The following is a 25,421-nucleotide window of genomic DNA, read 5'->3' as shown; positions in this document are numbered from 1 at the left end:
GCGGTTCGCCGGCACCAGTTGTTGAGGTGCCCGCCCGCTCGCCCGCCTCACCTCGGGTTTTTCATACGGAACCGGCAACTCAACCCTAATAGCCGAATGCCTCACTCCAGCTTTACCCAAGCCGAATTTCTTGAAGAGCTTTGCACACATGCGGTCACGAATTTGACGCCTCCAAGCCCATCGTGAACCGTCGGATAAACGACGGATGCGTCAGGCGAACTCTGGTTTCTGAACGCCAGAATGGCTTCCGCTGCTTCACCATAGATATTCGCGAACCCTTCCAGGTAGCCCTCGGGGTGTCCCGGCGGCACCCTGCTGAGCCGATTGGCCGCGTCCCCTGCCCCGGCCCCATTTCGGGTGATCAGGCGCTTGGGCTCTCCGTAAGGAGTAAACCAAAGATAGTTCGGGTCTTCCTGAGCCCACTCGATGCCTCCCTTTTCACCGTACACACGCAATCGCAGCGCGTTTTCATTGCCGGGCGCAACCTGCGATGACCACAGCATGCCACGGGCTCCACCTTCGAACCTCAGCATTACATGCGCGTTGTCATCGACCTGACGACCCGGCACAAAAGCCTGCAAATCCGCCGCGAGGCTTTCTGCCTTAAGCCCGGTTACAAAGCAGACAATGTTATACGCATGAGTTCCAATATCACCGGTTGATCCTCCGGCACCTGAGCGTTCCGGATCAGTCCTCCACTCAGCTTGCTTGAAATCCTGTGGCTCAGTCAGCCAGTCTTGCGGATATTCGACCTGAACCACGCGGATCTTGCCGATATCCCCGTTGGCAACCATCTCACGAGCTTGCCGAACCATGGGATAGCCCGTGTAGTTATGGGTAAGGATGAACAGCGCGTTTGAATTTCCGGCTGCTTTGACCAGCTTCTTTGCATCGCTCAGGGTTGATGTAAGCGGCTTATCGCAAATCACGTGGATACCGCGTTTTAGGAACTCACGTGCGGCGGCATAGTGAACGTGATTGGGCGTCACGATTGAAACCGCTTCGATCCCGGATTTCAAACGCGCTTCCCGCATCGCCATCTGCTTGAAGTCATCATAAACCCGTTCAAGGCCCAGCGCCTCGCCGCTTTCCCGGGATTTTTCCGGCGTCGAGGACAACGCGCCTGCAACCAGATCGAACTTGTCATCCAGCCGCGCGGCTATGCGGTGGACACCGCCGATGAAAGCATCGTTTCCGCCGCCGACCATACCAAGGCGAATGCGCCCCGCTCTTTCCTCACTGCGTCCTGTTACCATCAGCCTATCCCCAGCATTTTTCGATTGGCCGCTTCGTCGGTGCCGCCGTCGGCAAAGTCGTCAAAGGCCTTCTCGGTCACGCGAATAATGTGATCGGAAACGAACTGAGCACCTTCACGCGCGCCATCCTCGGGGTGTTTCAGGCAGCATTCCCATTCGACCACGGCCCAGCCGTCAAAATCATTTGCCGCCATTTTCGAAAAGACAGCGCTGAAATCCACCTGCCCGTCGCCAAGTGACCTGAACCGCCCGGCTCGGTCGACCCAGCCTTGATAGCCGGAATAGACGCCCTGCCTGCCGGTCGGATTGAACTCGGCATCCTTTACGTGGAACATCCGAATGCGGTCTTTGTAGATGTCGATATTGTCCAGATAATCGAGGCATTGCAGAACGTAATGTGACGGGTCGTACAGCATGCAAGCCCGCGCATGATTGCCTGTGCGTTCAAGGAACATTTCGTATGTCACCCCGTCATGAAGATCCTCGCCGGGGTGGATTTCATAGCAGACATCAACGCCACAGTCTTCTGCGTGGTCCAAGATCGGCACCCACCGGCGGGCAAGCTCATCAAATGCCGTTTCGATCAGCCCGGCGGGACGTTGGGGCCACGGATACACGTAAGGCCAGGCCAGCGCGCCAGAGAATGTTGCATGAGCAGAGATACCCAAATTTCGTGAAGCTGAAAGCGCCTTCTTGACCTGATCAACCGCCCATTCCTGTCGGGCTTTGGGATCTCCTCTGACGCTTTCGGCTGCGAAACCATCAAAGGCTGTATCATAGGCCGGGTGAACGGCGACAAGCTGGCCTTGCAGATGCGTTGACAATTCAGTGACTTCAACGCCGTTCTCTTGGGCCTTGCCTTTGAATTCATCGCAATAGCCTGTGCTTGTAGCGGCCGTTTCAAGGTCGAACAACCGCCCGTCCCAACTGGGCACCTGCACACCCTTGTATCCGCAATCCGCCGCCCATTTGGTAATGGCGTCCCATGAATTGAACGGCGCTTCGTCTCCGGCAAATTGTGCAAGAAACAAAGCTGGCCCTTTGATCGTCTTCATTTAGCTTCCTCCCCAAAAAACTGTGCCTCTATGGCGGCAAATTTTCCTTCAGATAGATGTCGATACGGATTCGTTCCTGAGATTTGTTGAAAGGAACTTTGTCCGAGGTCGCACGCAAAAGGCGAACAGCGGACCGGACAAGGTGCCCGGAGTCTTGCGAGATCAGCGCGTCAAATGTGCCACGGTTCAGCGCGTCTCGACTGAGTGGCGTGAGTTCGTGCGCGATAATGACCAGATCCTTGCTGATCCTGCTCTCTGACAGAAATTGAACCAGGCCCGCGTTGCCCGCAGCGGAAGAGTATATGCCGACAAGATCCGGGTAGGTTTCAAAAATCCCCGGCATCATCTTGTAGATCAGCTCTGGGTCATCCCGGCCTTCGACGGACGCCACGACTTCGATATGAGGAAACTCGTCCGCGACAACAAGATCGAAACCCTGACGCCGCTCCAGATGATCACGTGCCAAACGTGAGCCTGTCAGGACCAGAACCTTACCCGGACGATGCACAAAGCGCCCCATCAGCTGAGCTGCCGTTCGCCCTGCTGAAACGTTATCGATTCCGACAAAATGATCTCTGTCTGAACTTGGCAAGTCCGACACCAACGCAACCACCGGAACGCCTTTGTCCCTGACCCTCTTCACAGCGTCGCGGACCGAAGGCGTTTCCGGCCCGAAAACGGCCACACCGTCGACGTCCAGGCTGTCGACGCCATCCAGAATATTGACGATGTCTTGAGGCTCGAACGGAGCGACCTTTTTTATCGTGACCCGTGTTCGCTCGATGAACTGATCGCGCGATTGTTCAGCGATCTGATCGCATATCGCCTCGACAAATTCATTGCCGGCATCCGGCAGAATAAAAAGGAAATTGTAGACACGGTTTCGCGCGAGGTTGGCAGCAGCGGTATCGCGCACATAGCCCAGCTCATCGATTGCCTTTTGAACCTTCTGAACGGTCACGGCCCGCACGCCGGGGCGCCTGTTCAAGACCCGGTCAACAGTCGCCAAGCTGACACCTGCGACGCGCGCGATGTCATTAACGGTTGGTTTTTTCACCAATTCTAATTTTTGTTTTTGGTCTTCCACGTTTCTTTCAGCCCTCAATCTCCCGTGCCAAGCCCTCGAACAACAACGCAACAGCTTCTGCACCCGGGTCGTTATGTCCGATCAGGTTTTCTTCGGGAACATAGGCTGCGCGGCCTGCCTTGGCACGGTGAATATTTGCGGTTTTATCAGCACCCTCGCGTGCGGCCTTTGCAGCTTGAACCAGCCCGGAAGGCAGCGCCGCAAGCGCAGGTGCCAGAGCATCAATCATTGTCCGGTCACCAACTTTGGCACCACCCACCTGGCTGACCCGGTTCAGACCTTCAACCAAAGACTTTGCTATGGACGCGCCACTGGCACAGGCGTCGCCTGCCGCATTGAAGAAGATTGCAAGGATCACACCGGACGAGCCCCCCATGGTCTGGCTCAGTTCATTGCCCAGCGCGGGAAACAACTGCGTCAGGTCCGCAAGCGGCATCCGATCCAGGCTGCCTTGCAGAGATCTGGCCGCTGTCGCCAATGTACTGCCCGTATCTCCATCACCGGACTTGGCGTCCAACTCGTTCAGGGCTTTCTCGGCGCGGATCAGCAGTTCTGCCAAACGCGTGATCGTTTCCTTGGTCGCCGGATTGTTCGAAGGAATCGGATCAATCGGGGTCAATCCATCAGGCAAAGGCGCAACTTGGACGGGCTTTATTGCTTTGACCCCTGGCCAAGCCACCAGTTCGACCGGCTCTTCCAGCGCTGACAAATCACCCGGATCAACCGGTAGGATCGACACAGAAAATCCGTGCATATCCAGCGAAGTCATCATCGGTGCCGGACCGACAATATGTCCCGCGATACCGGTTTCGGACAAGGCGTGCGTCAGAACAGACATCTCAAGAGGCGTCGTAGACCCCAAGTTGTTCACCAGCGCCACGCAGTCACCCGCCCCCACTCGCTGTTGCAGTTTTTCCACGACGGTGGACATTGCGGTCATGGCATTTGCGAACTCCACCTGCTCAACACCCGGCTCGCCATGAATACCCAACCCAAGCTCTGCTTTGCCGGGCGCAATCCTGTCTTCTTTCGGAGAGCCTGGAACGGTACATGTGTCCAGACTCATGCCGATACTGACCACTTTCTCGACAACGCTTTTTGCGGCCCTGGTTACAGTATCCAGATCAGCCCCGCGTTCTGCCAATGCGCCAGCAATTTTGTGCACGAAAAGGGTTCCCGCCACGCCGCGCGGTTGCGGCAGATCAGGCAGGGCGATGTCATCATCGACCACCACCATTTCCACTTTGCGCCCCAATGCGCGGGCGCGCTCGGCCGCCAGTCCAAAATTCAGCCGGTCGCCAGTATAATTCTTGACGATCAGCAGACACCCCGCCTCACCGGTCACGGCCAGAATGCCCGCCAGAACAGCTTCGACCGAGGGGGACGCGAAAACCTCTCCGCATACGGCCGCAGTCAACATACCTGCGCCCACAAACCCTGCATGGGCAGGTTCGTGGCCAGACCCTCCGCCCGAAACAAGGGCGACTTTCGATTTGTCCCAATCCGATCTGTAGACAACCTTGATATGGGGGTAGCCATCCAACCTGGTCAGTGCCCCGCCGGATGATGCAAGAAGACCATCTATAGCCTCGGTTACGAGGGTTTCTTTTTTGTTGAGGAACTGGGCCATGCTTTTGCTCCTTAATTCACACGCGTTCCGGACGCGTCAAAATACAACGGGTTTTGAGGACGGATTTTGATAGTCTTACCTGCAGGGTAATCCTGATGGACATCGATCAACGTCACGACCGGATGGCCATTCAAGTCCAGATGCAACCGGGTCTGGTCGCCCAAGTGTTCCGCACGTATCACACGCGCCTCACTGCCTTCGCCTTCTACGATGTTTTCCGGGCGAAGACCGATCTGCGAGCCTTTGTGATCCCCACCGAACAACTCTGACGGCAGGATATTTATCCGTGGCAAACCCAACCGACTGGCAACATAAACACTGCGCGGATTTTCATAGATGTCCCTGGGCGTGCCGTACTGAACCAATTTGCCCTCTTCCAGCACTCCGATATGTGTGGCCATCGTCATGGCCTCAATCTGATCATGGGTCACATACAAGAGCGTGGACCCAAGGTCCGCCTGAATTCTCTTGAGTTCGACGCGTAAATCCGCCCGCAACTTTGCATCCAGGGAACTGAGGGGCTCGTCCATCAGGAAAATCTGGGGATCGCGCACCAATGCTCGTCCAATCGAAACACGCTGCATCTCTCCGCCGGACAATTCAGTGGCTTTGTTGTCCAGCTTGTGCGGGATTTGCAGTATTTCCGCGACTTCGTTCACTTTCTGCGTGATCTCATCCTCAGGCGTCTTGAGGATCGGCGACCGAAGTGGGAACGACAGATTCTCGCGCACCGTCATATGCGGGTACAGCGAATACTGCTGGAAAACCATCGCCACATCGCGTTGGGCAGGCGTTTCCAGTCCAACGTCTCGCCCGGCAATGCGTACTGATCCCGTATCCATCTTCTCAAGGCCGGAAATCAACCGAAGCGTTGTTGTTTTCCCCGCACCTGTCGGACCCAGAAGCACAACGAAAGCGCCATCGGGGATGGTCATCGAGATATCGTCGACAGCCTGAACAGTTCCGAATGCCTTCGAGATGTTCTCCAAAACGACTTCAGCCATCGGTCAGCACCTCATCGTTCAAGGCAGATCTCAGCGCCCGGCCCGTGGACCGCTCAAAAAGGGTCACAGTTGTCGAACGGAACTCTAATCCCACGGTTTCACCCGGCGCGACTGTTTCACCTGCGCCAATGCGGGCCTTCAATTCGCCGTTCGGGCTTTGCATTGTCACGATCTGGGTTGTTCCCAAGTATTCTGCCGCCAGAACCTTGGCCCGATAATCGCTGTCGTCGGACAACAAAACATGTTCCGGGCGGACTCCAAAGACCAGCTCCCCTTCCGCGCCCTCCATCAGTTTCGGGACCGCCTCGTCATGACCGTTCAGCCTGACCATTTCCGAACCGGGTGCCACTTTTCCCTGAAACGGCAGGAAGTTCATCGACGGGGATCCTATGAAATCCGCCACAAACATGGTCGCAGGTTTGTCGTAGATTTCTTGCGGCGTTCCGAATTGTTCAATCACCGCGTTGTTCATGACGACGATCTTGTCACCCATCTGCATGGCTTCAAGCTGATCGTGCGTAACGTAAACCGTTGTCGCTCCCATGCGATCGTGCAGCGCGCGCAATTCTTCAGCCATATGCTCACGAAACTCGGCGTCCAAAGCACCAAGAGGTTCGTCCATCATGAACGCCTTGGGCTCTCGTACGATCGCACGCCCAAGTGCCACGCGCTGCCTGTCGCCACCTGAAAGCCCACCCACCGGGTTATCGAGAATGTCAGTTATCCCCAGAATTCCGGCGACTTCTTCGACTTTGGCAGTAACAGCGGCACGTGACATGCCTTGTGATATCAGTGGATAGCTGATGTTCTTGCGAACGTTCATGTGCGGATACAGCGCGAACATCTGGAAAACGAATGCAATGTCACGCTGTGAGGGCGGCTTTTGGCTGATTTCCTCGCCATCGAGGTAGATTTCGCCGGATGTAGGAAGTTCCAGGCCCGCAATCATCCTGAGCGTTGTCGTCTTTCCACACCCCGACGGTCCAAGCAGCATGAAGAACTCACCGTCCTCAATCGTGAAAGAGCTTTCACGGACAGCCGTGAACTCGCCAAACATCTTCTTTACGTTTTTGACAATAATCTGGGCCATTTCTACTCCGGAAAATGGCTGACGATGATGAACATGACGGTTCCGATCAGCGTGACGATGAAGGAATAGGTGAACGCCCACAGGACAAAGGGCTGCATGAGCATGAAGACACCAACTGCAATCAGGATGGTCGCGACCATCTCCCACGGACCTCGGCGAAGTCGCATCAGTCCTGTCAGAAACTCGCTCATTTGCGTACAGCTCCGAATGTAATCCCGCGCAGCAGGTGCTTGCGCATCAGGATGGTGAAAATCATGACGGGTAACAGGAAGATCGTGGCACCAGCCGCGACCGCGGGCCAATCCAGGCCGCCAATACCGATGATGGTCGGGATGAAGGGGGGCGCTGTCTGCGCATTGGCCGATGTAAGCAGAACGGCGAACGCATATTCATTCCATGCGAAAATCAGGCAGAAGATTGCTGTCGACGCGATACCCGTCGCGGCCTGCGGCAGCACCACTTTGTAGAACGCTTGAAAGCGTGTGTAGCCGTCGATCAGCGCTGCTTCTTCGTACTCTCTGGGGATTTCATCTATGAATCCCTTCAGCAACCACACCGCCAGTGAGATGTTCACACCTGTATAAAGCAGGATCATCCCCAGATGCGTGTCACTAAGTCCAAGATTCCGGAACATCAGGAAGATCGGAATAGCCACAGCAACTGGCGGCATCATCCGCGTACTGAGAATGAAGAACAGAAGATCATCCTTGAGCGGCACCTTGAACCGACTGAACGCATAGGCGGCCAAGGTGCCAAGAAAGATGCTCAGAAACGTGGACCCAAACCCGATTATCACCGAGTTCATGAAGCGTTCGCCAAACTTGGAAGGCCCGACGATCACCATGTCATACTGGCGCACGATATCGTCCGCCCAGTTCTGCGGCGGGTTTGCCTCCAGAAAGTCCTGAGTTTGCCGCGTCCGCGTTGTGAACAGGTTGACGTATCCTTCCAGCGTCGGGTCGAATACGACCTTGGGCGGGTAGCTGATGGCATCTGCGGGCGACTTGAAACCGGTCAGCAAAATCCACACCAGCGGGATCATGGTAATCAGTGCATAAGTGATGACGAGAAAACCGGCGATCCACTTGGACCGGTTGGAAGGTTCAGTGACGGAAAAACTGCTCATCTCTGTTTCACCTTGTTCAGGGCCTTGACGTAGATCGACGCAAGGCCAAACACGGTGACGAAAAGGATGATCGCATATGCCGAGGCATAACCTGTTCGCCACTTCTCAAACGCTTCCCGTTTGAGATTGATCGAAGTGAGTTCCGTAACAGACCCCGGCCCACCGCCGGTCAGTTGAACCACCAGGTCAAACATTTTGAAGTTCTCGATTCCCCGAAACAGCACCGCCAGCATCAGGAACGGCAGCACCATCGGGATCGTAATCGTAAAGAACTGCCGCAGCTTGCTGGCCCGGTCGATCTCGGCAGCCTCGTAAATATAGTCGGGAATACTGCGCAGCCCGGCCAGGCAAATCAGCATCACAAACGGCGTCCACATCCATGTGTCGACGATCACGATGGCCCAGGGTGCCAACGTCACCGAACCCAGCATCTCAAAGCTCGACGGTTCCTTGCCGGTGAACCAGGACACGATGTAGTTGAACAGGCCGATTTGCGGCTGATACAGGAATTTCCAAAAGTTGCCGACTACAGCCGGGGACAGCATCATCGGCAACACGATGATCGTGGTCCACAGGTCGTTTCCCTTGAACTTCTTGTTGATCAACCATGCCAAGGTGAACCCGATCAGAACCTGGAAAAAGATCGTCCAGAACAGAAAATGCGCAGTTGCCTGCATATTCAGCCAGGTATCGGAATCCGTCAGGATACGCTCGTAGTTCCTGAACCCGACATCCTTGACCTCGCGCCCGATCCGGTTCGCCTTGTAGTTCGTAAAGCTAAGCTGGATCGTCCAGATCAACGGAAAGATGTTGATTGCAAGCAGCAGGAAGATCGTTGGTGAAATGAATATCCAGGCGATCGCTCGATCGGATAGCCCCCTGATTTTGCGCGCAACTCGCGTGGGCGTTGCCTGCGCAACGCGATCTATGGTCCTGTCAGACATTTCTTTGCCAGTTCTTGTCGGTTTCGGACGCACGGGTCATGGTGGAACGGGCCGAAACCCGCTCCTGCCCTGTTTCCGGATTAAAGCTTGCCTTCGTCTTCGAAGACTTCGGTCCAATCCTCGATCAAAAGATCAAGCGCTTCCTGCGCGGTGCCCTGGTCGGCGACCACGTAGTCATGGATGCGTTTCTGCATTGCCAACAGCAGTTCCGCATAGGCAGGCTCCTGCCAGAAGTCCTGCACGCCTGCCATGGCTTCCAGGAAGTCACCGGCGAAGGGCTGGCTGTCCACGAAACCGGGGTCTTCCAGAACCGAATTATGCGCTGAATAGCCGCCCAGCTCCCACCACTTGGCCTGAACTTCAGGTTGCGCGAACCACTTGATGTATTCAAGCGCGGCATCCTGTTTGTCAGAGTAACTGACAACAGAGATCCCCTGCCCGCCCAGCGTCGAACCCGCCTGATTTTGCGGCGGGTTCACAAAGAAGTCGATCTTGTCGCCACCGGTGTTCGGATCGGCATAAAGACCCGGGAAGAACGCAAACCAGTTCATGGCCATGGCGACCTGACCTGACTTAAAGGCGTCCAGGCTTTCACCCATGTAAGAGTTGGTATAACCCGGAGGTGTCGCCGTCTTGTAGAACTCTTTGTAGAATTCCAGAGCTTCGACAGCTTCAGGAGAGTTTACCGCACCTTCCATGTCATAGGAGCCTGGCGTGTTTTCATACTTGAATCCCCACGGGTAAAGAGCGCTCGTCACGCCCATCGTTATCCCTTCCGAGCCGCGCTCGGTAAAGATCGCAGCGCCGTACACGGTTTTTCCGTCGATCTCGCGCCCCTGGAAAAACTGCGCAATCTGCAACAGCTCGTTCTGGGATTCCGGTTCGCGCAAATCTTGACCGGTTGCCTCTTTGTAAGCGGCTTGGATATTGGGGTCTTCGAACCAGTCCTTGCGATAGAACCAACCGTTCGCATCACCCATGGCAGGCAGCGCATAGTAATTTGGCGTGCCCTTTGGCCACGTCGAATAAGCGTACACAGTTGCCGGCGCGAAATCATCCATACTGATACCTTCGGCATCGAAGAAGTCATTCAGCTTTACATAGTGACCGTTCTCAGCTCCGCCGCCGATCCATTGGCTGTCGCCGATCAGCAGGTCGCAAAGCTTCCCGCCGGAGTTCAGCTCATTCAGCATCCGGTCCGCAAAGTTCGGCCAGGGTACGAACTCGAAATTCATTGCATGGCCAGACTCGGCCTCGAATTCCTTGGAAAGCTCAACCAACGCGTTGGCCGGGTCCCACGCCGCCCAACACAGTGTCAGGTCTTCAGCATTTGCCTTGGTAGAAAGAGTAGTAGCGGCAAGGACTATTGCGCTGGCAGACGCCAGTTTTGAGTAAGTCATCCATTCCTCCCTTTTTAACGCCGTCAATCGAGGATGTGCGAATCGCGGCATACTCCAAAGGCTATTTGAGGTACGCACCTCAAGTCTAGATAATTTTGAGGTTCGTACCTCAAACCACCCTAAATCACTTTAATTAATCCTATTATTTATTTGTTTTTAATCACTTTATAAATAAACATCTCCCTTTGCACACTTTCCGACAATCCACGGAAAAAACCGGTAGTCTAAAAGCAATTCTTTGAAACTGACCTGCTGGAAGCTTTGGGTCGCCAGATCTCACAGGCCCCGCATTGCATAATATCCGGCTTGCCGCTTCCGCCCGGGCGCCTGAAAATCGAGGGTCCAAAAGATGCAAGACAAGCCATATTCGACTGTTCACGACGGACCGGAAACCAACGCATGAACGGACTCACCATTGTCAGAATAAGTCGTTACCCCATCAAGGGTCTGAGTCCGGAACCGCTGAACACAGTACTTTTGAGCGCTGGCGAGGGTATTCCTGGTGACCGCCTCTTCGGCTTTGCTCGCTACAATTCCGGCTTTGATCCAACTGCCCCCAAGCCACTTCCCAAAGACCGCTTTGTTGTGTTGCTGAAAGAAGCCGGACTAGCCGGCCTCAAGTCACGTTTCGACGCCGCAACTCGGCAGTTGGAAATTGATGTGGACGGCAGCACCCACTACTTCAACATGAGTGAACCCCAGGGGGAAACAGACGCCGCCAGACTCCTTTACGATACGCTGGGCCTACAGGATCCTGAACCGCCAAGATTCGTGTCTTCGCACCCACATCGTTTCACTGATGTTTCAGTCGTTTCACCGAAGATGATGAATGCGATATCGGTTCTCAATTTAAGCTCTGTTGATGCGTTAAGCAGAAAGCTGGGCACAGACATCCACCCGGCCAGATTTCGGGCGAATATTGAAATTGATGGATTACCTCCGTTTTCTGAGCTGGACGCTGTCGGTTCCACCTTTGTTTTCGGCAATGTCAGGCTGCGAATACTTTCGCGGACGAAGAGATGCGCCGCTACCGAAGTGAATCCTGAGACGGCCCAACGAGACTTGAAAATCCCGTTCATACTTCGAAAGCACCTGGGCCATATGGATATGGGTGTTTACGTTGAGGTGCTGGATGGCGGCACCCTTTCTGTGGGCCAAAATGGGAAACGCTTGCAGGAATGAGCGGCCCAATTGATCAGACACTCACAAGGGACCAGGGCTTTAACAGTATTCACTGAGCGCGATCAGAATAATCTCTGCACGAGAATAGGCCGCGTAACCGGCTGGAATTACGTCATGAATCCGGATCAGGAAACGGAAGAAACGTGAGATGGGTATGAGTGACGGTGCTGTCAGACGAATTCGAACCAGTCTCTATTAGGCCAGTGACGCTGTCCTTTATCCAGCGCCAAGTTCGCGCCACTCGGCAAGAGCGGCGCTGCGTTTCAACTTGAAGGATTCTCGGCTGGTCAGCGATCTTTCCTGGTTGAAGTGGTTGTTGACGGAGGAGTGGACGGAAGCGAATTTCTGTAAACTTCGCATGCGTCTGAACCGTTGCATCGCGCGTTCGCGTCGTCGGAAAGGAAGGTGGGAATTCTCAACGCGGTTGTTGAACCACCTGCCCGTCTGTTGTTTTTTGAGCGCGCCCAGCTCTCTGAGCGCGGCTCTGTATGAGGCGAAGCGATCCGTGACGACGTTTTCCGCATTACAGTGCCGCTTCAACAATTTCTTGAGGAATTTCAGCGCTGCAGCTTTGTTTCGTCGTTTGGTGACTACGGCTTCCAGCACCTCACCTTCGTGATCAACAGCCCGCCAAAGATAATGCCGCTTACCATTTACCTTCACGAAAACCTCGTCAACGTGCCACTGCCATTTGGAGAACGAGCGCAGCTGCTAAACACGCTTCCGCCTTATCTCAGCAGAAACATCGGGCCAAACCTGTTCCACTAATATCGGACAGTTTCGTGGCTCACGTCGATGCCTCGCTCGTGCAACAGATCTTCGACATTCCGAAGCGAGAGCGGGAAACGGATGTACAGCATCACCGCAAGGCGGATGACCTCGGGACTGGTTTTGAAGTATTTGAAAGAGGCGGGTCTGGTCATGGGCAAAAGCTACGCAACACCCCTACCCCGCTCAAGCAGAGTTCTTCTGACAAGACCATCGCTATCTTTGGATCACCGAATTACGTGAACCGAACACCTGGCATGATGCACAACTCTGTTCGCAGTGGAACCTAGAAAAAAATCCTCGAATCCCGGCTTGTGCGAAGCCAAGACTATGCAATCAACGTCGATCTGATTTGCGAAGTCGACAATAACCCTACCCGCATGCCCGGAGATGAGCTGTACCTTCGCGCCGGAAATTTCAGAGGCAGTCTGATACAGGTTTTCCAATATCTCATGCCGCGTATGTGCAAGCACTTCGTTTGGAATCTGAGACCCTACATATGCCGGAATGGGCTCTTGGACGTGTACAACGGTGAAAACAGCGTCCGTATCAGCCAATTGGCGCGCGGCCTCAAACGACGCTTGTGTGTCGTGTTCTTGGTCCAGAGCAACCGGGATCAGGATATTCTTGTACATTTGACCTCCTATCTACTGCTCCGATGACTTCAATTTGGTTACTCGGCAGCAGGAAACCTACACAGGCTCAGACTTTGAAGATTTCCCCGCGCTCTTTGTAGCGGCTACAACATCATCAACTGTTTTCTTAACAGCTTCAGCTTCGGTTTCAGCGACATAAGATGCACAACGGGACACGGTTTCGAACCATTCCTGCGCGTCAGCAACCAACCGCTCAGCCGAATGGCGCTGCCATTCCGCCATGCTCTGAAGGGCTTTCAATGGATCGGACGGGTTCGCGGAAGACACATTGCGTGCAGCTTTTAGAGCCGTCCGGACTGCCTCATGACGCCGTTCGAACCAATGCTGCGCAAAGGCCTCTGTTTCTTCGAGCAGTTTTTCTTGTGCTTCCCAATATTGTTCGATCTGGGCACCGAAGGCCGGATTGCCGGACATGGGCGGCTGCATTTTCTTGAAAGCACCCAAAAGTGAGGTCGAGCTATTTGTGTTAGATTTCGTTGTCGGCATCGAAAGTTCTTCCTCATTTCCGAATGAGTTATTGTGCCAAGTGCGGCGCGCTTTCGCCTTAATACAGATCAATATCCCTTTTTAGGTATCTTTGGCCTAAGCTGCGACGGGACACTCGCATTCTCTCCGTCATCGGTTCCTAGCAGGCAGGGTTGGGGTTAGAGTAGTCTAGACAAGAACTTAACGCTTGGTTTTCTATGCACATTGCCGGCTTTCTGATTGCCCTTGGTGTCCTCTTCCTTGCCGGATTGGCGGCCGACCAACTTGGCCGGGCCACGCATCTTCCTCGTGTTACAACCTTACTCTTCCTCGGTCTGATCGCAGGGAACGCTGGAATGGGGTTAATCCCAATCGACTTTGTAATGTGGTTCGACGAGATATCCATTGTGGCCTTGACGATGGTCGCGTTCCTTCTTGGAGGATCTTTGACCCGCGAGAACCTGGTTCGGCATGGTCGAGCCATTCTGACGATTTCGATTTCAATCGTGGTTGCAACCCTTGTTATTGTGTCTGCTGGACTGGCCGCGATTGGCGTACCGTTCGGGTTGGCGTTGGTGCTGGCGGCAATTGCCACGGCTACAGCTCCGGCCGCTATGACAGACGTGATCAAACAATCCGGGGTGTCCAGCAGCTTCACTGAGACATTAAAAGGCGTAGTCGCAATAGATGACGCTTGGGGTCTGATCGTTTTCAGCATCGCCTTGGTTCTGGCCGGTCATTCGGACGGTTGGGCCACCGTCACGACCACAGCGATGTGGGACTTCGGAGGGGCGATACTGTTGGGTTTCGCACTAGGCACGCCATCCGCTTACCTGACCGGCCGCTTGAACCCGGGAGAGCCAATGCAGGCAGAAGCAGTGGGCATAGTCTTTCTTACAGCGGGCCTCGCGCTTTGGCTGGAGGTTTCATTCTTGGTAGCAGGCATGGTTGCGGGCGCAGTTATCGGGAATCTTGCCCGCCATCACAACCGTGCTTTTCATGAGATCGAGCACATTCAGTGGCCATTCATGATCCTGTTCTTCCTGTTGGCTGGCGCCACATTGGATATCGAAGCCTTCGGCTTGATGGGCTGGGCTGGTGCTCTTTTCCTGATCTTGCGCGCCGTTGCCCGCCTTGTCGGGGGTTATTGCGGAGCGAGACTGGGCGGCCTGCCTCGCCGTCAGACCCACTGGTACGGTCCCGCTTTGTTGCCACAAGCTGGTGTCGCGGTAGGAATGGCACTCGTTGCCGGAGAGCAATTTCCGAATTGGGCCGCGTCCATCATGGCCTTTACTCTAGCCAGCACTGTGGCCTTCGAAGTGTTGGGGCCGCCACTGACTCTCATGTCAATCAGACGCACGGCTGATACGGATTAGTAAATCGGCCTGTGACTAGTCAGTCTGGATCGATTCCAAAAAGGCAATCAAATTCGCCAACGGCAGGCCTACCATTATCCGTTGCCCATTGGGCAAAGCCACCGCGATTTGTTGGTCTGTCTCAAACACCGCGCCAAAGATTGGCATTTCGCCACCATGGGCGAGCAATTGTGAACGACCATCAATCTGTTCAGCTATGCGATCTATTGGATACACACCGTCGTTTTGGCCCGCCAACTTGGTGAGGTCGGACGTTCGAATAGCCAGCATTTCCGCCATTGGCCCGTCTCCGGTCGCTTCGAAACCGTGACATTGCCAGCAATACGTCCGATACAAATCACGTCCCTCATCGACGCTGACGTCCTGCGCCAGAACGGGTCCCGTGACGAACAGTGCCAGTAAAATCCCGCTAACAATCTGCATATGCTCCTCCAATTTACTGCCCCGGATGCAGATCTATTTAAACCGCATCCTTAAGAAACTTCTTTGACCTTGCTCATGTTGCACGCTTCAGCACGAAGATTGGTTTTTCGGTCGAATGGCGCTTGAGCGCGCGCCAAGTCCAATCCAGGAGGCCTCCAACTACGCCACTTCGTCATTGACCTCACCCCCCTTGCGCCCTGGCAGCAGTCCTTCCAGTGCGTTCAAATGCCAACGAATTCGCCAGAGGTGATGCGACACGCGATGCTACCATCTGAGAGCATCCAGTCGAGCCCAAGGTTGGTAACAGGTTCCAGAGCATTCAGAATAGCATTCTACCCTAAATCTCAAACCGCCTCACATGTTTGCTTTGCCTTTGAGGCCGAAGGCAAACGACAGTTGGTTGGGATTCAGCCTCGCAGACCGGCGACCGCGAGTTGATTGACATAGATCAAAGCACCAACAGGAATCACATAGTGAAATACGAATGTTTTAGCGTGTTCTACGTTCACCGGTCTGTCCCCAAGCAAACACAAAGGTGAACGGAATTCTTAAGGAGTGGAAGTTCCACCCACCGGGGGCTCGGCAGAAGTGGTGGCGAGCCCCCAGTTAGTTTATTGGCGCACAATGCGCCCAGACGTTGAGACACAAGGCGTTCGGTGGAGCTTTGACCATCGGATTGAGCCGCTCCGCCAATCGCGGACAAAACCGAGAAGGACGCCACCGACGACGTTCTGAATGGGCAGTTGGTGGAAATCGCTTATGAACTCTGTTGATCCAAACGAACAGAAACTCAGACGAGCCCTTACTACCCCGTTGCTCACGCTTTATGGCCTTGGGGTAACGGTCGGAGCGGGCATTTACGTTTTAGTCGGCGCAACAGCAGACATTGCCGGACCGTTTGCGGCGTTTTCGTTCGTTGTAGCCGCGCTTGTCGTATCACTCACCGCGCTTTCGTATGCAGAACTCGCAACACAATTTCCTGTCAGCGCAGGTGAAGCCGCCTATGTTGAGGCGGGATTTCAGAAGAGATGGATGGCGGTTTTCGTCGGGCTCGCGGTCGCAGCTTCGGGGATTATCTCGGCCTCTGCTGTTGCAATTGGCGCAGCGTCATACCTGCACGCTTTAACCGGATTTGCGATCCCTGTTTTGACCATCAGCGTCGTTTTGATTATGGGTCTAATCGCGCTTTGGGGGATCACTGAGTCGGTCTTCGTTGCGGCTGTCATTACAATCATCGAGATCGCAGGCCTTCTCTTTGTGATTGGCTGGGGTATGTCGATTCAAGATCCGCAGGGATACGGGATCAGTTCAATGCTTCCCCCGCTTGAACTCGACGCGTGGAGAGGCATTTTCGCGGCATCACTCCTCGCCTTCTTTGCATTTGTTGGCTTCGAGGACATGGCCAATGTCGCGGAAGAGGTTAAAGACCCCGTGCGCACCATCCCAAAAGCGATTATGCTAACGCTCGTTCTGGCAACCGTGTTGTATCTTGGAACCTCAATGACGGTTCTACTTGTTGTTCCGATCGATGTTCTTTCGACGTCCGCAGCACCCCTCGCGCTTGTGTTTTCAAACGCCCCCGAGGTGATTAAACAGGGCTTTTCCGCAGTCGCGATTTTGGCGACAGTCAATGGAGTACTGATCCAGATGATCATGGCCTCGCGGGTGATCTACGGACTAGCAGACCGTGACCATTTGCCGAAGGTTCTGGCGATAGTGCCTAAAGCAACGCAGACTCCAGTTGTTGCTACTTTGCTGGTCGTGGTAATCATCGTTCTGCTGACCCAAACTGTGCCGATTGGGACTCTGGCAGAGCGCACATCCCAGATCGTTCTGGGCGTCTTTGTGCTCGTCAACATTTCGCTGATCCAGCTGAAGATGCAGCCGGACGAGGCCGCCAAGCATTTCCGCGTTCCTATTGTGGTACCGATCCTTGGGGTGATCACCAGTGCATTGCTTTTCGGATCTGGATTTCTCTAACTAGACAAAACAACCCAAAGGCCTCAACGAGCTGCCATGGCATATGACGACTGACCAAACTTCCATAGGATCAAAACTTTCGGCCTGGTGGCATAGAACGTTTGTGGATCTGGTTCAGCAGCTGCAATGGTCCTATCTGCCGCCATTGATGGTCTATTTTGCGGCCGGCGTGTCCGGGCTGACCTCAGTCGTTGGCGCTTTCTTCCTAAAAGACTATCTGGATTTATCCGCCTCTTTCGTTGCAGGACTCGCATTTTGGGCCGGTATCCCTTGGATACTCAAAATGCCGCTTGGCCATGTCGTGGACCTGTTCTGGCGCTGGAAGTCCCTGCTGATCCTGTTCGGCGCATCCCTGATCACGTTGTCTCTGCTCTTAATGTATGGGCTTGTGACCGCGCCTGCGCAAATGGCATCAATTATGCCACTGGAAGACTGGTATGTCGTCGCGTTGCTGTTGGCGCCTTCGGGCTATGCCATTCAGGACGTAGTTGCTGACGCCATGACCGTTGAGGCGGTCCCAAAGGTTGACCAGCACGGCCTACCCTTTACGCCTGAAGAAGCCCGTGCACAGCACACAACAATGCAAACCTTGGGCAGAGTCTCGATCATTTCCGGGTTTGCGGCGGTTGCGGCTGTAAACATCTGGATATTCTCTGGAACCGAAGAACTGCAAAAACCCGAACGCCTTGCGCTTTATGGCCAAGTGTACCTGATAGCACTGGCCATACCCTTGTTGTCGGTCAGCGGAGTCGTTCTTCACAGCTTGATCCAGCGTCAACTTGCCAAGCGAGGTCACCCGCCCCGCACACCGGATGAAGTCACGGAAGTCAAATGGTCCATATTGCTCGGCGGTCTCGCATTCGTTGTGCTTAGCATCGTGCTGGGGACCGCAGATTTCGAATTTGCGCAAGAGATTGTTTTTGCGGTTTCCCTGACTGTGATCCTGTACCTAATGTCGCGTCTACTGAAAGAGCTGGAACCAGCCCAAGCCAAAGCCTTGATCGGGACAGCGACAATCATTTTTGTATTCCGTGCCGTTCCTCTGCCGGGACCAGGCCTGACTTGGTTTGAAATCGATGAATTGGGGTTCGATGAACAGTTCCTGGCAATCCTGGCTTTGTTGACTTCGCTACTGGCGTTGCTGGGGTTGATTGTTCTCCGACCGTTTATGGCCAATCGTTCGATTGCGCATGTGGTCGTATTGCTGACAATCGCTGCGGGCGTTCTAGCCCTGCCCAACCTTGCCCTCTACTACGGCGTGCATGAATGGACAGCCGCGCGTACCGGCGGAGTTGTCGACGCAAGGTTCATTGCCATTCTTGATACAGCCGTTGAATCGCCGCTTGGGCAGATTGCCATGGTCCCCATGTTGGCTTGGATCGCCCGCAATGCACCCGTTCAGTTGAAAGCGACCTTTTTTGCGGTAATGGCATCGTTCACAAACATGGCATTGTCGGCCAGCAGCCTCAGCACCAAGTACCTCAACCAGACGTACGTAATCACGCGCGCTGTCACCAACCCTGAGACCGGTGAGGTCACGTCGACTGCAGACTACAGTCAGCTTGGGTACTTGCTGATCTCCGTGGCCCTAATCTCAGTGATCGTTCCACTGGCCACAGTGTTCTTTGTTCAAAACTCACGCTTCCGAACGAGCGAATGATCACTGGCTTTCTACCTCTCCTAGCAGAGCTCTGAGATGTGAGACCGGGACGCCGATGTTTGAGCCTCCGAACTCGGGCAGGATCGCAGCATTGATGGCAACGACTTCACCCCGCCGATTCAATGCAGGGCCCCCGCTCCCACCGGTCGTGGTCTCGGCATCATAAACGATGGCGCTCCCACTTATCCGCGCAACAATCCCTCTGCTTGCCAACGGGTGTATCCTGCTTTGTGTAGAAAGCCGGGACGCTATCGACCAGAAGTTCAACGTTCCTTCTGCTTCCAATTCCTCTAAAAAGCCTGGCCCAGCCTGCGCGATCAAAGCTTTCAAACCCGTTGGATATCCCAACAGGTAAAGCTCTTCGCCGACGCGCGATGCGGCATCCGCCAACGGAATTCCGAGGCCCTGAACGCGGCTTGGCTCAACTGCCAAAATCGCCAAGTCTGCCACGTCACTGAACCTGACCAAACGCGCCTCTATTGGTTCGGTCTGATCAGGCAAATAGGCCAGCAGCCTCAACATTTCAGGCTCGAGACCAGCGTCGTTCAACGCCTTCTCTCGATCCCCTGAGGTCCAAGGCAACGCAACATGACGGTTGGTGACCATCAATGAGCCCCCTTCAATCAGAAACCCGGTTCCGGTGAACTGAAATTCCGCAGGTTCGCCGGTCCCGTCCGGTTCGATCCAAGGCTGGCCAAACGGGGTTTTCAGGTTTTCTTCCTTCGGCCCCAGCACGTGCCGCAAAATCTTCCCGCTTTCCACGTGGCGCAGCCCATAAGCCCCTTGAAGGAAAGCGACGGATCGAGTGGAGGCAGCGATCACCCGCGTGGGTGCCCCTGCCCGTTGCTCCAAGGTTCCAAGACGCTGCTCGGTCGACAAAACCTGGTTCTCAAAAGCGTCACGCAACGAAGCCAAGTCATCAGGCGTAAGTGCATCTTCTCTCGTCTGGGCGAGCAGAAACGCGACCGCTTCGATCTTGCGGGACTCCTGTTCGATACTATCCGCCAAGCGCTGGTCGTTTTGATAAAGCAGGTACCCAAACCCCGCGATCACAAAAAGCGTGGCAAGAACTGTGATCCTGAACAGTACCGTGGTTTGAGACGCAAGACGCCGCCCGCTATCGCGCAGGGCACCAGACATCTTTTTAGCGAAAGGTCGACGGCTCGTTCGGGTGTAAGCATATGCGTCACTGAGGATATCTTCGACTGTGTGATGTGCGGGAAATGAGTGGTCGCACAATCTGTATCGAGACATTGGGCCCTTTTCGCCGAACTCGATCATGTCGCCATGCCTCAGAGACGCCGATGAGGCATTTTGCCCGTTTACCCATACATTGCGCCCTGCTGACGCGGTTATCGTGTAACCTTCGTCAGCCCAATGTAGGGTGGCAATATCGTTATCATGGGGAGGCAGGTCATCCCTAGGTCGAAGGCTTAGCACCCTTCCACCGTCAACTGAAACAGTTAAGGTTTTATCGAAAAGCCAGTTCACGTTTCCGCGCGATGGACCTGTCAGGCTCTCCAGAAAGGCCCGTACCTCACCTTCACCACCATTCCCTGAGGGTGTCATGCCGCTCTCTTCTGGTTTTCGCATTGTGGTCCCCTATCCAAACGCGTGAGAGCATTCTACCACGCTGCTTCACCAAACCCATGGTCTGGCGCGAGCGTTAAAAAACATATATATACAATAACTTAAGAATTGCTCCCGGATTTTACCAAAGAAAACCATCAGTCCGCAACTCGAAGAAGGCCGATCCATGATCGACCCTCTGCTTTGGCATTTTCAAGCACCGTATCGCGCCAACAGACCGTCTTTTTCGACGATACCTTGATCTTTCGGCTTGGATCGTGTGGCTCAGTCTTCGGCATTTCGATATGCAGAACGCCTTTGTCGAATGTTGCTGAAATCTTATCGATTTCCACTGCGTCTGGCAGCGGCATGGCTCTGGAAGAGCTCCCATAGCTTCTTTCGCTGACACGCAGATCGCCCGTATCATCATGCGCAATATTCTTCTGACCGCGCAGGATTAGCCTGCGATCCTTGATTTCAATTTCCACATCATCCTCTTCGAGCCCAGGCAATTCAGCCGTCAGGACAATCGCAGAATCCATTTCTTGGACATCGATTCCATCGGCCTAAAAGCTGCTTTCGCGCCAGGTCGAGAAGAAGCGTGCGACTATCTCAATGAAATGCTTATGCGAACAGGTTTTGAACCAAATGCGACAGCGTTGATCGCAGGCGAGGTAAGGCCCGAAAACTACGGATACTTTGAGAGGGAGATTCTAAAACACGTCGTCTTGCTCGGTCAAAATTTCGACCCACGAGATGGTGCACGGGAACTTACAGACTAGGACGAGCTGACGTCAATTGTGATAGATTTCTAAGCGGAAACGGTCGGGAAAACCGGCATCAATCTCAAGCGAGCCCCCAAAAACAACTGGCTGCTCCCGTATTACCCGATGAACTCTAATAGCTATGGCTCCCAGAAAGTCACAGTCGCCCGTTCACTTCATCAGTGTCCGAAAAGCACTGGCAACCTTGTCTGCTCCAACATTGCTTGCGTCGTTCCCCCAAATACCGACTGACGCAAATGGGAATGCCCGTAAGCGCCCATAATAACGAGGTCGGCCCCCAATTCTCGTGCGCGTTCCTGAATGCAATGTTCTATTGAATTCCCGCCGCGCGGGAACTGCGAGACGGTCACGGTGCAACCGTGGTGGCTGAGCCATCCAGCTAGGTCAGTTCCGGGCACTTGACCTTCTACGTCATCAGGCGTCGGCAAATCAAAACACCCAATCACAACTTCGTTGGCCGCCAGAAGAATGGGTAAAGCTAAATGCGCAGCCCTAGACGCAGGCAGGCTATCATTCCATGTTAAAAAAATGCAGTCGCGTTGGGCAAACGGATCTCCATTGACCATCAGGGCGACCGGTGAATGAAACAATACTCCGTACGCGATCTTATGGAATAGATCGGGGTCCTTTCGCAATTCAGCGTCTAGAAAGGCGATATCTGAACTATTGGCTTCGCCTGCCACAAGATGCTGTAACTCTGTTCCAGATCCCATAAAGGCATTTACATTTGCAGATACGCCCTGCCCGACCAGAAGCGCTTCAACTTCTGTGGCGCGGGACTTCAAGGCGGCATTTTTTCCGTAAAGAACATCCAACCAGTTTGAAGGAAGACCCGCCTCAACGAACCTGTTTGATCCATACTTTAGGTAAGGCAGGTTGGGCAAGTCCGCGATCAACACGCAATTCAAGTGACTGTTCTGGTTACGGGCAGTTTCAGCGCATTCCAAAATCGACGCATCGTCAGTATCAACTCCTACATAATATGCCACTGTTCTGTGTTGCATTCCCGACCTCCTTCCGGAAATTCAATTCGCCCAAGAGTCGCGCGCACGGGTTTAACCAACGAAGAGACAATGTTGTTGCTCGCTCTTCTTATTTCGGCAGCATGAAGAACTCTTCCAGCACAATCTTGCCTTCCGCCACCGAATACACTGCGATCTCGCGCAGGGTCATACGCTCACCCGTAGCCTTCTGAATCACTTCAGCTCTGAAGCGGACTCCAAAGCGGTTGGGTGGGTGGACGTAGGGGCCATCCACTTCTAGTTCTTGGATTTCATGCGACGCCAACCAATCCTCTCTTTTTCCCTTGATGGCTTCTCGCCCCTTTGAAACGCGGAATTGTCGAACTGGAGGCACGACAGCCTCTATCGACTGTGCGTTTTCGGCATACATTTCATCAACACTTCCAAGGCCCCTGCGCTCACGCATGGCCTGAACGAAGGACCTACCGATTTCAATCAACTCTTCCATGAATCCCCCCATATTTACCATTGACTGTACCACTTCTTGCCCGCTCAAATCTTGACAAGGATCAATAAGCATATTGATGGATTCTCGCTGGACTCTCAGCAACCGTTCGTTTCACGTGCATCAGAGACCGGTCGCCAGCCCGAACCGGACATTCAAACTCATTCTTCGCGAGGTGCTTAAGCCCGCGTGACCTCCCACTAACCGCTTTTGCTGGAACCGGACGTTAGTTTTATCAGGACCGGCGTCCGGGTTGCGGACTTTTCTGCCCTTCGCCTGGCGGCGAGTTTGCGTTCCAAGTATAACACCTCTGAATAGGAGGTCATATTCAACTTTGGGAAAGAGCATCACAACACATTTCTGGGAATACCGCAAAAATGCACATTTCCGCGGACTTTTGTGGCGTTGCCCATGACCCTTTAGGCTCGCAGCCGCCATCGGAGCATCCGCAGCATCTTGCAACTAGGCCCGGACCGCCTCGATGAGGACGGCCCAAAGCGGCCATTTGCGTCAGCCGCATCGAAGGTCTGGTTCAAGCCCAAAGCGGACCAATAAATTCTGGTTTCAGCCTTATTACAATCGTCCCTAAGGTGTGTGCCAAATTGGCGATGTGTATGCCCTCTCTTGTATCGACCGCGGGGCTTCGTCAGGGATCTCCGATCCGAACACAATTGCATCGTATGTTGTCCAACGTGGCGTTGGTATTGCCAACACTCTGGCATAGTAGAAAGAGCTTTGTTCCGGATCGTAATCCGGGTCTTCCCAATACCCTGCTAGAATTGCCTGACCAATATCGTTTGTCCAAGTAGCACTCTCAACGTCAACCGTATCGCCAACCGGCCCGCCACACTTCGCGTTCACTAGTTCTCGCTCGCCGCAAGATATATCGTAAACACGTTCCGAAGTTGTCCCGTCACTATTTAACCACCCTTTGACGATTTGAATGCGGTCTAGGTTGGCTCCATCGGGGTCACGCAGCGCACGGACGAGGAACCGTGGAGAACGACCGTCATTGTCTGCTTGCAAATCTGCCCCCATCGGAACGCCTCTTTCATATCCATACGCGGCAAAATCTGCACGTGGCAGGTCCGTTTCTTCAAAATCGTATCCGGCAAAAACGCGAACGCGCATGCGCGGACCTGTGGTTGCGTAGACTTCTTTCCGAGCAAGAGCGTCCCAAATGGCCTCGCGTGTGTTTTCTCTTGCCCAAACTGCCGCCATTCCCGACGCCGAAGTTTGCCATGCATATTGGGCAACCTTCTCGTCCCCACCGATGCCGCCCACGACTTCTTCGAATCGGATCGGGTCCGCAGTGGGTTCAACGGCAGCCACTTTTCCGAAGAAATTGTCCTCGCCAACAGTAGAAAGCGACGTGTGCGCATCTGTCGAGCCAATTACGCCGAACTTAAATGGGTTTGTTCCCGTTTCCGCCTCGTATCCCAGTCCTCTGCGCAAGGCGGCGCGCGCATATTCTCGTGGGAGCATTTCAGGTGTCTTGGGCTCAGGCCCAAGCTGCCCTTTGTCCCATGTCTCGAAGTCAGCAAATTCGTCATCTGGCGATAGCATCGGGTGTGTTTCGCCGTCACCTTTCATTTGCGTGATCTCATAGATAGGCTCCCACTTGGCACGCTGATCAAAGTACTCAACATCGAACGGTTCCCCCGACAAACGGGCTTCATCGAACATCAATCCGTTCGACAAGTTACCATTGTGCGGGATGGCTAGTAGCTTTTGGCCGGTTGTCTTTTCGGCTTGTTCCATCCACACCCAAAGGTTTTCAGGATCAAAGCTATCAAAATTTGAGAACGGGATGATTTTGTCGGCGCCCTCTTTCCCGCCATTGAATATTACGTTCCGATGCAGATTGTTTCTCTGTGGATTTGACGTCCATTCAAACCCGATTAACGCGGAAAACAACCCCGGTTGATTGTGTGTTTCAGCCGCAGCTGTGACACTGCTCCAGGCGGTCTCATAAATTTCCTGATAGTCCGCCAAAGGGTCTGTACCAGACGATTTGGCGGCACTCCAAATCGACCATGCACCAGCGGGATCACCAGCCTCAACGGCAGCATTAAGTTGTTGCCCAAATTCAGTCGTGAGAAGCGTGGCGTCTTTCGCTGCCAACAGCGGCGCGAGACCCAAGTTCTCAGCATGATCGGCAACCACCAAAAAGTCCAATGGTCTGCGCAGCCTAGCTTCGACACCGGTGCTGGATATCACCACCTCGCCCTTGGCAAAGCGGTACGCTTCATCAGGGCCTAGCACATTGCCGATCATACCGGCATCTGCAGAGTAAGACGTATGCAAATGAGTGTCGCCAAAAAAGACCTGATTGGGGAAGCTCTGCCGTGGATAAGGTGAATACTGCCTGTCGCCGGGTTGAGTGCTCGGTATGTCCTCGGCATGCGCGCAAAAAGCAAGCAAAATGGTAAGAACAGATGCAAAACGGAACATTTTCAACCTCATCTATTGCACGCTGGATACTACGTTACATGCAT

23 protein-coding genes and 1 pseudogene are annotated in these 25,421 nt (G+C 54.1%); 5 read left to right on the top strand and 19 right to left on the bottom strand.

Annotated elements, in window-relative coordinates; translation table 11 throughout:
* Positions 1 to 101 precede the first annotated feature (101 nt).
* From AC2FLP_RS01555 to AC2FLP_RS01510, 10 genes are all read right to left on the bottom strand, one after another.
* Positions 102 to 1,256: a Gfo/Idh/MocA family protein gene (locus AC2FLP_RS01555; protein ID WP_496681189.1), complete on the bottom strand. Its 1,155-nt coding sequence runs from the start codon at positions 1,254 to 1,256 to the stop codon at positions 102 to 104.
* Complete coding sequence (locus AC2FLP_RS01550; RefSeq protein ID WP_117868502.1) at positions 1,256 to 2,311, bottom strand: sugar phosphate isomerase/epimerase family protein; 1,056 nt, start codon at positions 2,309 to 2,311, stop codon at positions 1,256 to 1,258. Before AC2FLP_RS01550 ends, AC2FLP_RS01555 begins: the two co-directional genes overlap by 1 nt.
* Before the next feature lie 28 nt (positions 2,312 to 2,339).
* Complete coding sequence (locus AC2FLP_RS01545; RefSeq protein ID WP_299636844.1) at positions 2,340 to 3,368, bottom strand: LacI family DNA-binding transcriptional regulator; 1,029 nt, start codon at positions 3,366 to 3,368, stop codon at positions 2,340 to 2,342.
* 37 nt (positions 3,369 to 3,405) lie between these two features.
* Positions 3,406 to 5,028: a dihydroxyacetone kinase subunit DhaK gene (locus AC2FLP_RS01540; protein WP_496681193.1), complete on the bottom strand. Its 1,623-nt coding sequence runs from the start codon at positions 5,026 to 5,028 to the stop codon at positions 3,406 to 3,408.
* A gap of 11 nt (positions 5,029 to 5,039) precedes the next feature.
* The gene (locus AC2FLP_RS01535; protein WP_496681195.1) at positions 5,040 to 6,032 is read right to left on the bottom strand and encodes an ABC transporter ATP-binding protein; all 993 of its coding nucleotides are present in this window, start codon (positions 6,030 to 6,032) and stop codon (positions 5,040 to 5,042) included.
* Complete coding sequence (locus tag AC2FLP_RS01530) at positions 6,025 to 7,122, bottom strand: ABC transporter ATP-binding protein (protein WP_496681198.1); 1,098 nt, start codon at positions 7,120 to 7,122, stop codon at positions 6,025 to 6,027. Before AC2FLP_RS01530 ends, AC2FLP_RS01535 begins: the two co-directional genes overlap by 8 nt.
* A 2-nt stretch (positions 7,123 to 7,124) precedes the next feature.
* The gene (locus tag AC2FLP_RS01525; protein WP_299636841.1) at positions 7,125 to 7,313 is read right to left on the bottom strand and encodes a hypothetical protein; all 189 of its coding nucleotides are present in this window, start codon (positions 7,311 to 7,313) and stop codon (positions 7,125 to 7,127) included.
* Positions 7,310 to 8,248 (bottom strand): carbohydrate ABC transporter permease, encoded by a 939-nt coding sequence (locus tag AC2FLP_RS01520; protein ID WP_299636840.1) that lies wholly within the window; start codon positions 8,246 to 8,248, stop codon positions 7,310 to 7,312. Before AC2FLP_RS01520 ends, AC2FLP_RS01525 begins: the two co-directional genes overlap by 4 nt.
* Positions 8,245 to 9,192 (bottom strand): carbohydrate ABC transporter permease, encoded by a 948-nt coding sequence (locus AC2FLP_RS01515; protein WP_117868495.1) that lies wholly within the window; start codon positions 9,190 to 9,192, stop codon positions 8,245 to 8,247. Before AC2FLP_RS01515 ends, AC2FLP_RS01520 begins: the two co-directional genes overlap by 4 nt.
* 80 nt (positions 9,193 to 9,272) lie before the next feature.
* A complete protein-coding gene (locus tag AC2FLP_RS01510; RefSeq protein ID WP_299894452.1) occupies positions 9,273 to 10,592 on the bottom strand; it encodes an ABC transporter substrate-binding protein in 1,320 nt (439 codons plus the stop codon).
* 399 nt (positions 10,593 to 10,991) lie between these two features.
* On the opposite strand from AC2FLP_RS01510, the gene AC2FLP_RS01505 reads away from it, so the two are divergent.
* Positions 10,992 to 11,774, top strand: coding sequence for an MOSC domain-containing protein (locus tag AC2FLP_RS01505; RefSeq protein ID WP_496681203.1), 783 nt, complete (start codon positions 10,992 to 10,994; stop codon positions 11,772 to 11,774).
* A gap of 216 nt (positions 11,775 to 11,990) precedes the next feature.
* Here AC2FLP_RS01505 and AC2FLP_RS01500 read toward each other — a convergent pair.
* Positions 11,991 to 12,637: pseudogene (locus AC2FLP_RS01500) on the bottom strand (IS6 family transposase).
* Between AC2FLP_RS01500 and AC2FLP_RS01495 the strand changes: the two are divergent.
* Positions 12,557 to 12,832 carry a hypothetical protein gene (locus AC2FLP_RS01495; protein WP_496681637.1) on the top strand — a complete coding sequence of 92 codons (276 nt, stop codon included), beginning with the start codon at positions 12,557 to 12,559 and terminating at the stop codon, positions 12,830 to 12,832. The pseudogene AC2FLP_RS01500 and the gene AC2FLP_RS01495 overlap by 81 nt on opposite strands.
* On the opposite strand, the gene AC2FLP_RS01490 is transcribed toward AC2FLP_RS01495, so the two are convergent.
* The gene (locus AC2FLP_RS01490) at positions 12,770 to 13,177 is read right to left on the bottom strand and encodes a universal stress protein (RefSeq protein WP_496681205.1); all 408 of its coding nucleotides are present in this window, start codon (positions 13,175 to 13,177) and stop codon (positions 12,770 to 12,772) included. The genes AC2FLP_RS01495 and AC2FLP_RS01490 overlap by 63 nt on opposite strands.
* A 57-nt stretch (positions 13,178 to 13,234) precedes the next feature.
* Positions 13,235 to 13,684, bottom strand: coding sequence for a phasin family protein (locus tag AC2FLP_RS01485; protein ID WP_496681207.1), 450 nt, complete (start codon positions 13,682 to 13,684; stop codon positions 13,235 to 13,237).
* Between the two features lie 197 nt (positions 13,685 to 13,881).
* Here AC2FLP_RS01485 and AC2FLP_RS01480 point away from each other — a divergent pair, with 197 nt between their 5' ends.
* The gene (locus tag AC2FLP_RS01480; protein WP_496681210.1) at positions 13,882 to 15,039 is read left to right on the top strand and encodes a cation:proton antiporter; all 1,158 of its coding nucleotides are present in this window, start codon (positions 13,882 to 13,884) and stop codon (positions 15,037 to 15,039) included.
* A 15-nt stretch (positions 15,040 to 15,054) separates the two neighbouring features.
* Here AC2FLP_RS01480 and AC2FLP_RS01475 read toward each other — a convergent pair whose 3' ends face one another.
* The gene (locus tag AC2FLP_RS01475) at positions 15,055 to 15,462 is read right to left on the bottom strand and encodes a c-type cytochrome (RefSeq protein ID WP_496681212.1); all 408 of its coding nucleotides are present in this window, start codon (positions 15,460 to 15,462) and stop codon (positions 15,055 to 15,057) included.
* A gap of 759 nt (positions 15,463 to 16,221) precedes the next feature.
* Here AC2FLP_RS01475 and AC2FLP_RS01470 point away from each other — a divergent pair.
* A complete protein-coding gene (locus AC2FLP_RS01470; RefSeq protein ID WP_496681214.1) occupies positions 16,222 to 17,442 on the top strand; it encodes an APC family permease in 1,221 nt (406 codons plus the stop codon).
* A gap of 43 nt (positions 17,443 to 17,485) precedes the next feature.
* On the top strand, positions 17,486 to 19,102 hold the full coding sequence (locus AC2FLP_RS01465) for an MFS transporter (protein ID WP_496681216.1): 1,617 nt from the start codon (positions 17,486 to 17,488) through the stop codon (positions 19,100 to 19,102).
* Here AC2FLP_RS01465 and AC2FLP_RS01460 read toward each other — a convergent pair whose 3' ends face one another.
* From AC2FLP_RS01460 to AC2FLP_RS01440, 5 genes are all read right to left on the bottom strand, one after another.
* Positions 19,103 to 20,695 (bottom strand): trypsin-like peptidase domain-containing protein, encoded by a 1,593-nt coding sequence (locus tag AC2FLP_RS01460; protein WP_496681219.1) that lies wholly within the window; start codon positions 20,693 to 20,695, stop codon positions 19,103 to 19,105.
* Between the two features lie 134 nt (positions 20,696 to 20,829).
* Positions 20,830 to 21,213 carry an Hsp20/alpha crystallin family protein gene (locus AC2FLP_RS01455; RefSeq protein ID WP_299894473.1) on the bottom strand — a complete coding sequence of 128 codons (384 nt, stop codon included), beginning with the start codon at positions 21,211 to 21,213 and terminating at the stop codon, positions 20,830 to 20,832.
* 401 nt (positions 21,214 to 21,614) lie between these two features.
* A complete protein-coding gene (locus tag AC2FLP_RS01450; protein WP_496681222.1) occupies positions 21,615 to 22,460 on the bottom strand; it encodes a universal stress protein in 846 nt (281 codons plus the stop codon).
* Positions 22,461 to 22,548: 88 nt separating this feature from the next.
* On the bottom strand, positions 22,549 to 22,926 hold the full coding sequence (locus AC2FLP_RS01445) for a SnoaL-like domain-containing protein (protein WP_496681225.1): 378 nt from the start codon (positions 22,924 to 22,926) through the stop codon (positions 22,549 to 22,551).
* A 582-nt stretch (positions 22,927 to 23,508) separates the two neighbouring features.
* Entirely contained in the window at positions 23,509 to 25,377 is a 1,869-nt protein-coding gene (locus AC2FLP_RS01440; protein WP_496681227.1) for a DUF3604 domain-containing protein, read from the bottom strand.
* Between the last annotated feature and the right edge of the window lie 44 nt (positions 25,378 to 25,421).

Source organism: Ruegeria sp. CDSA141, assembly GCF_059612005.1.
This window is presented reverse-complemented; position numbering and strand designations above follow the sequence as displayed.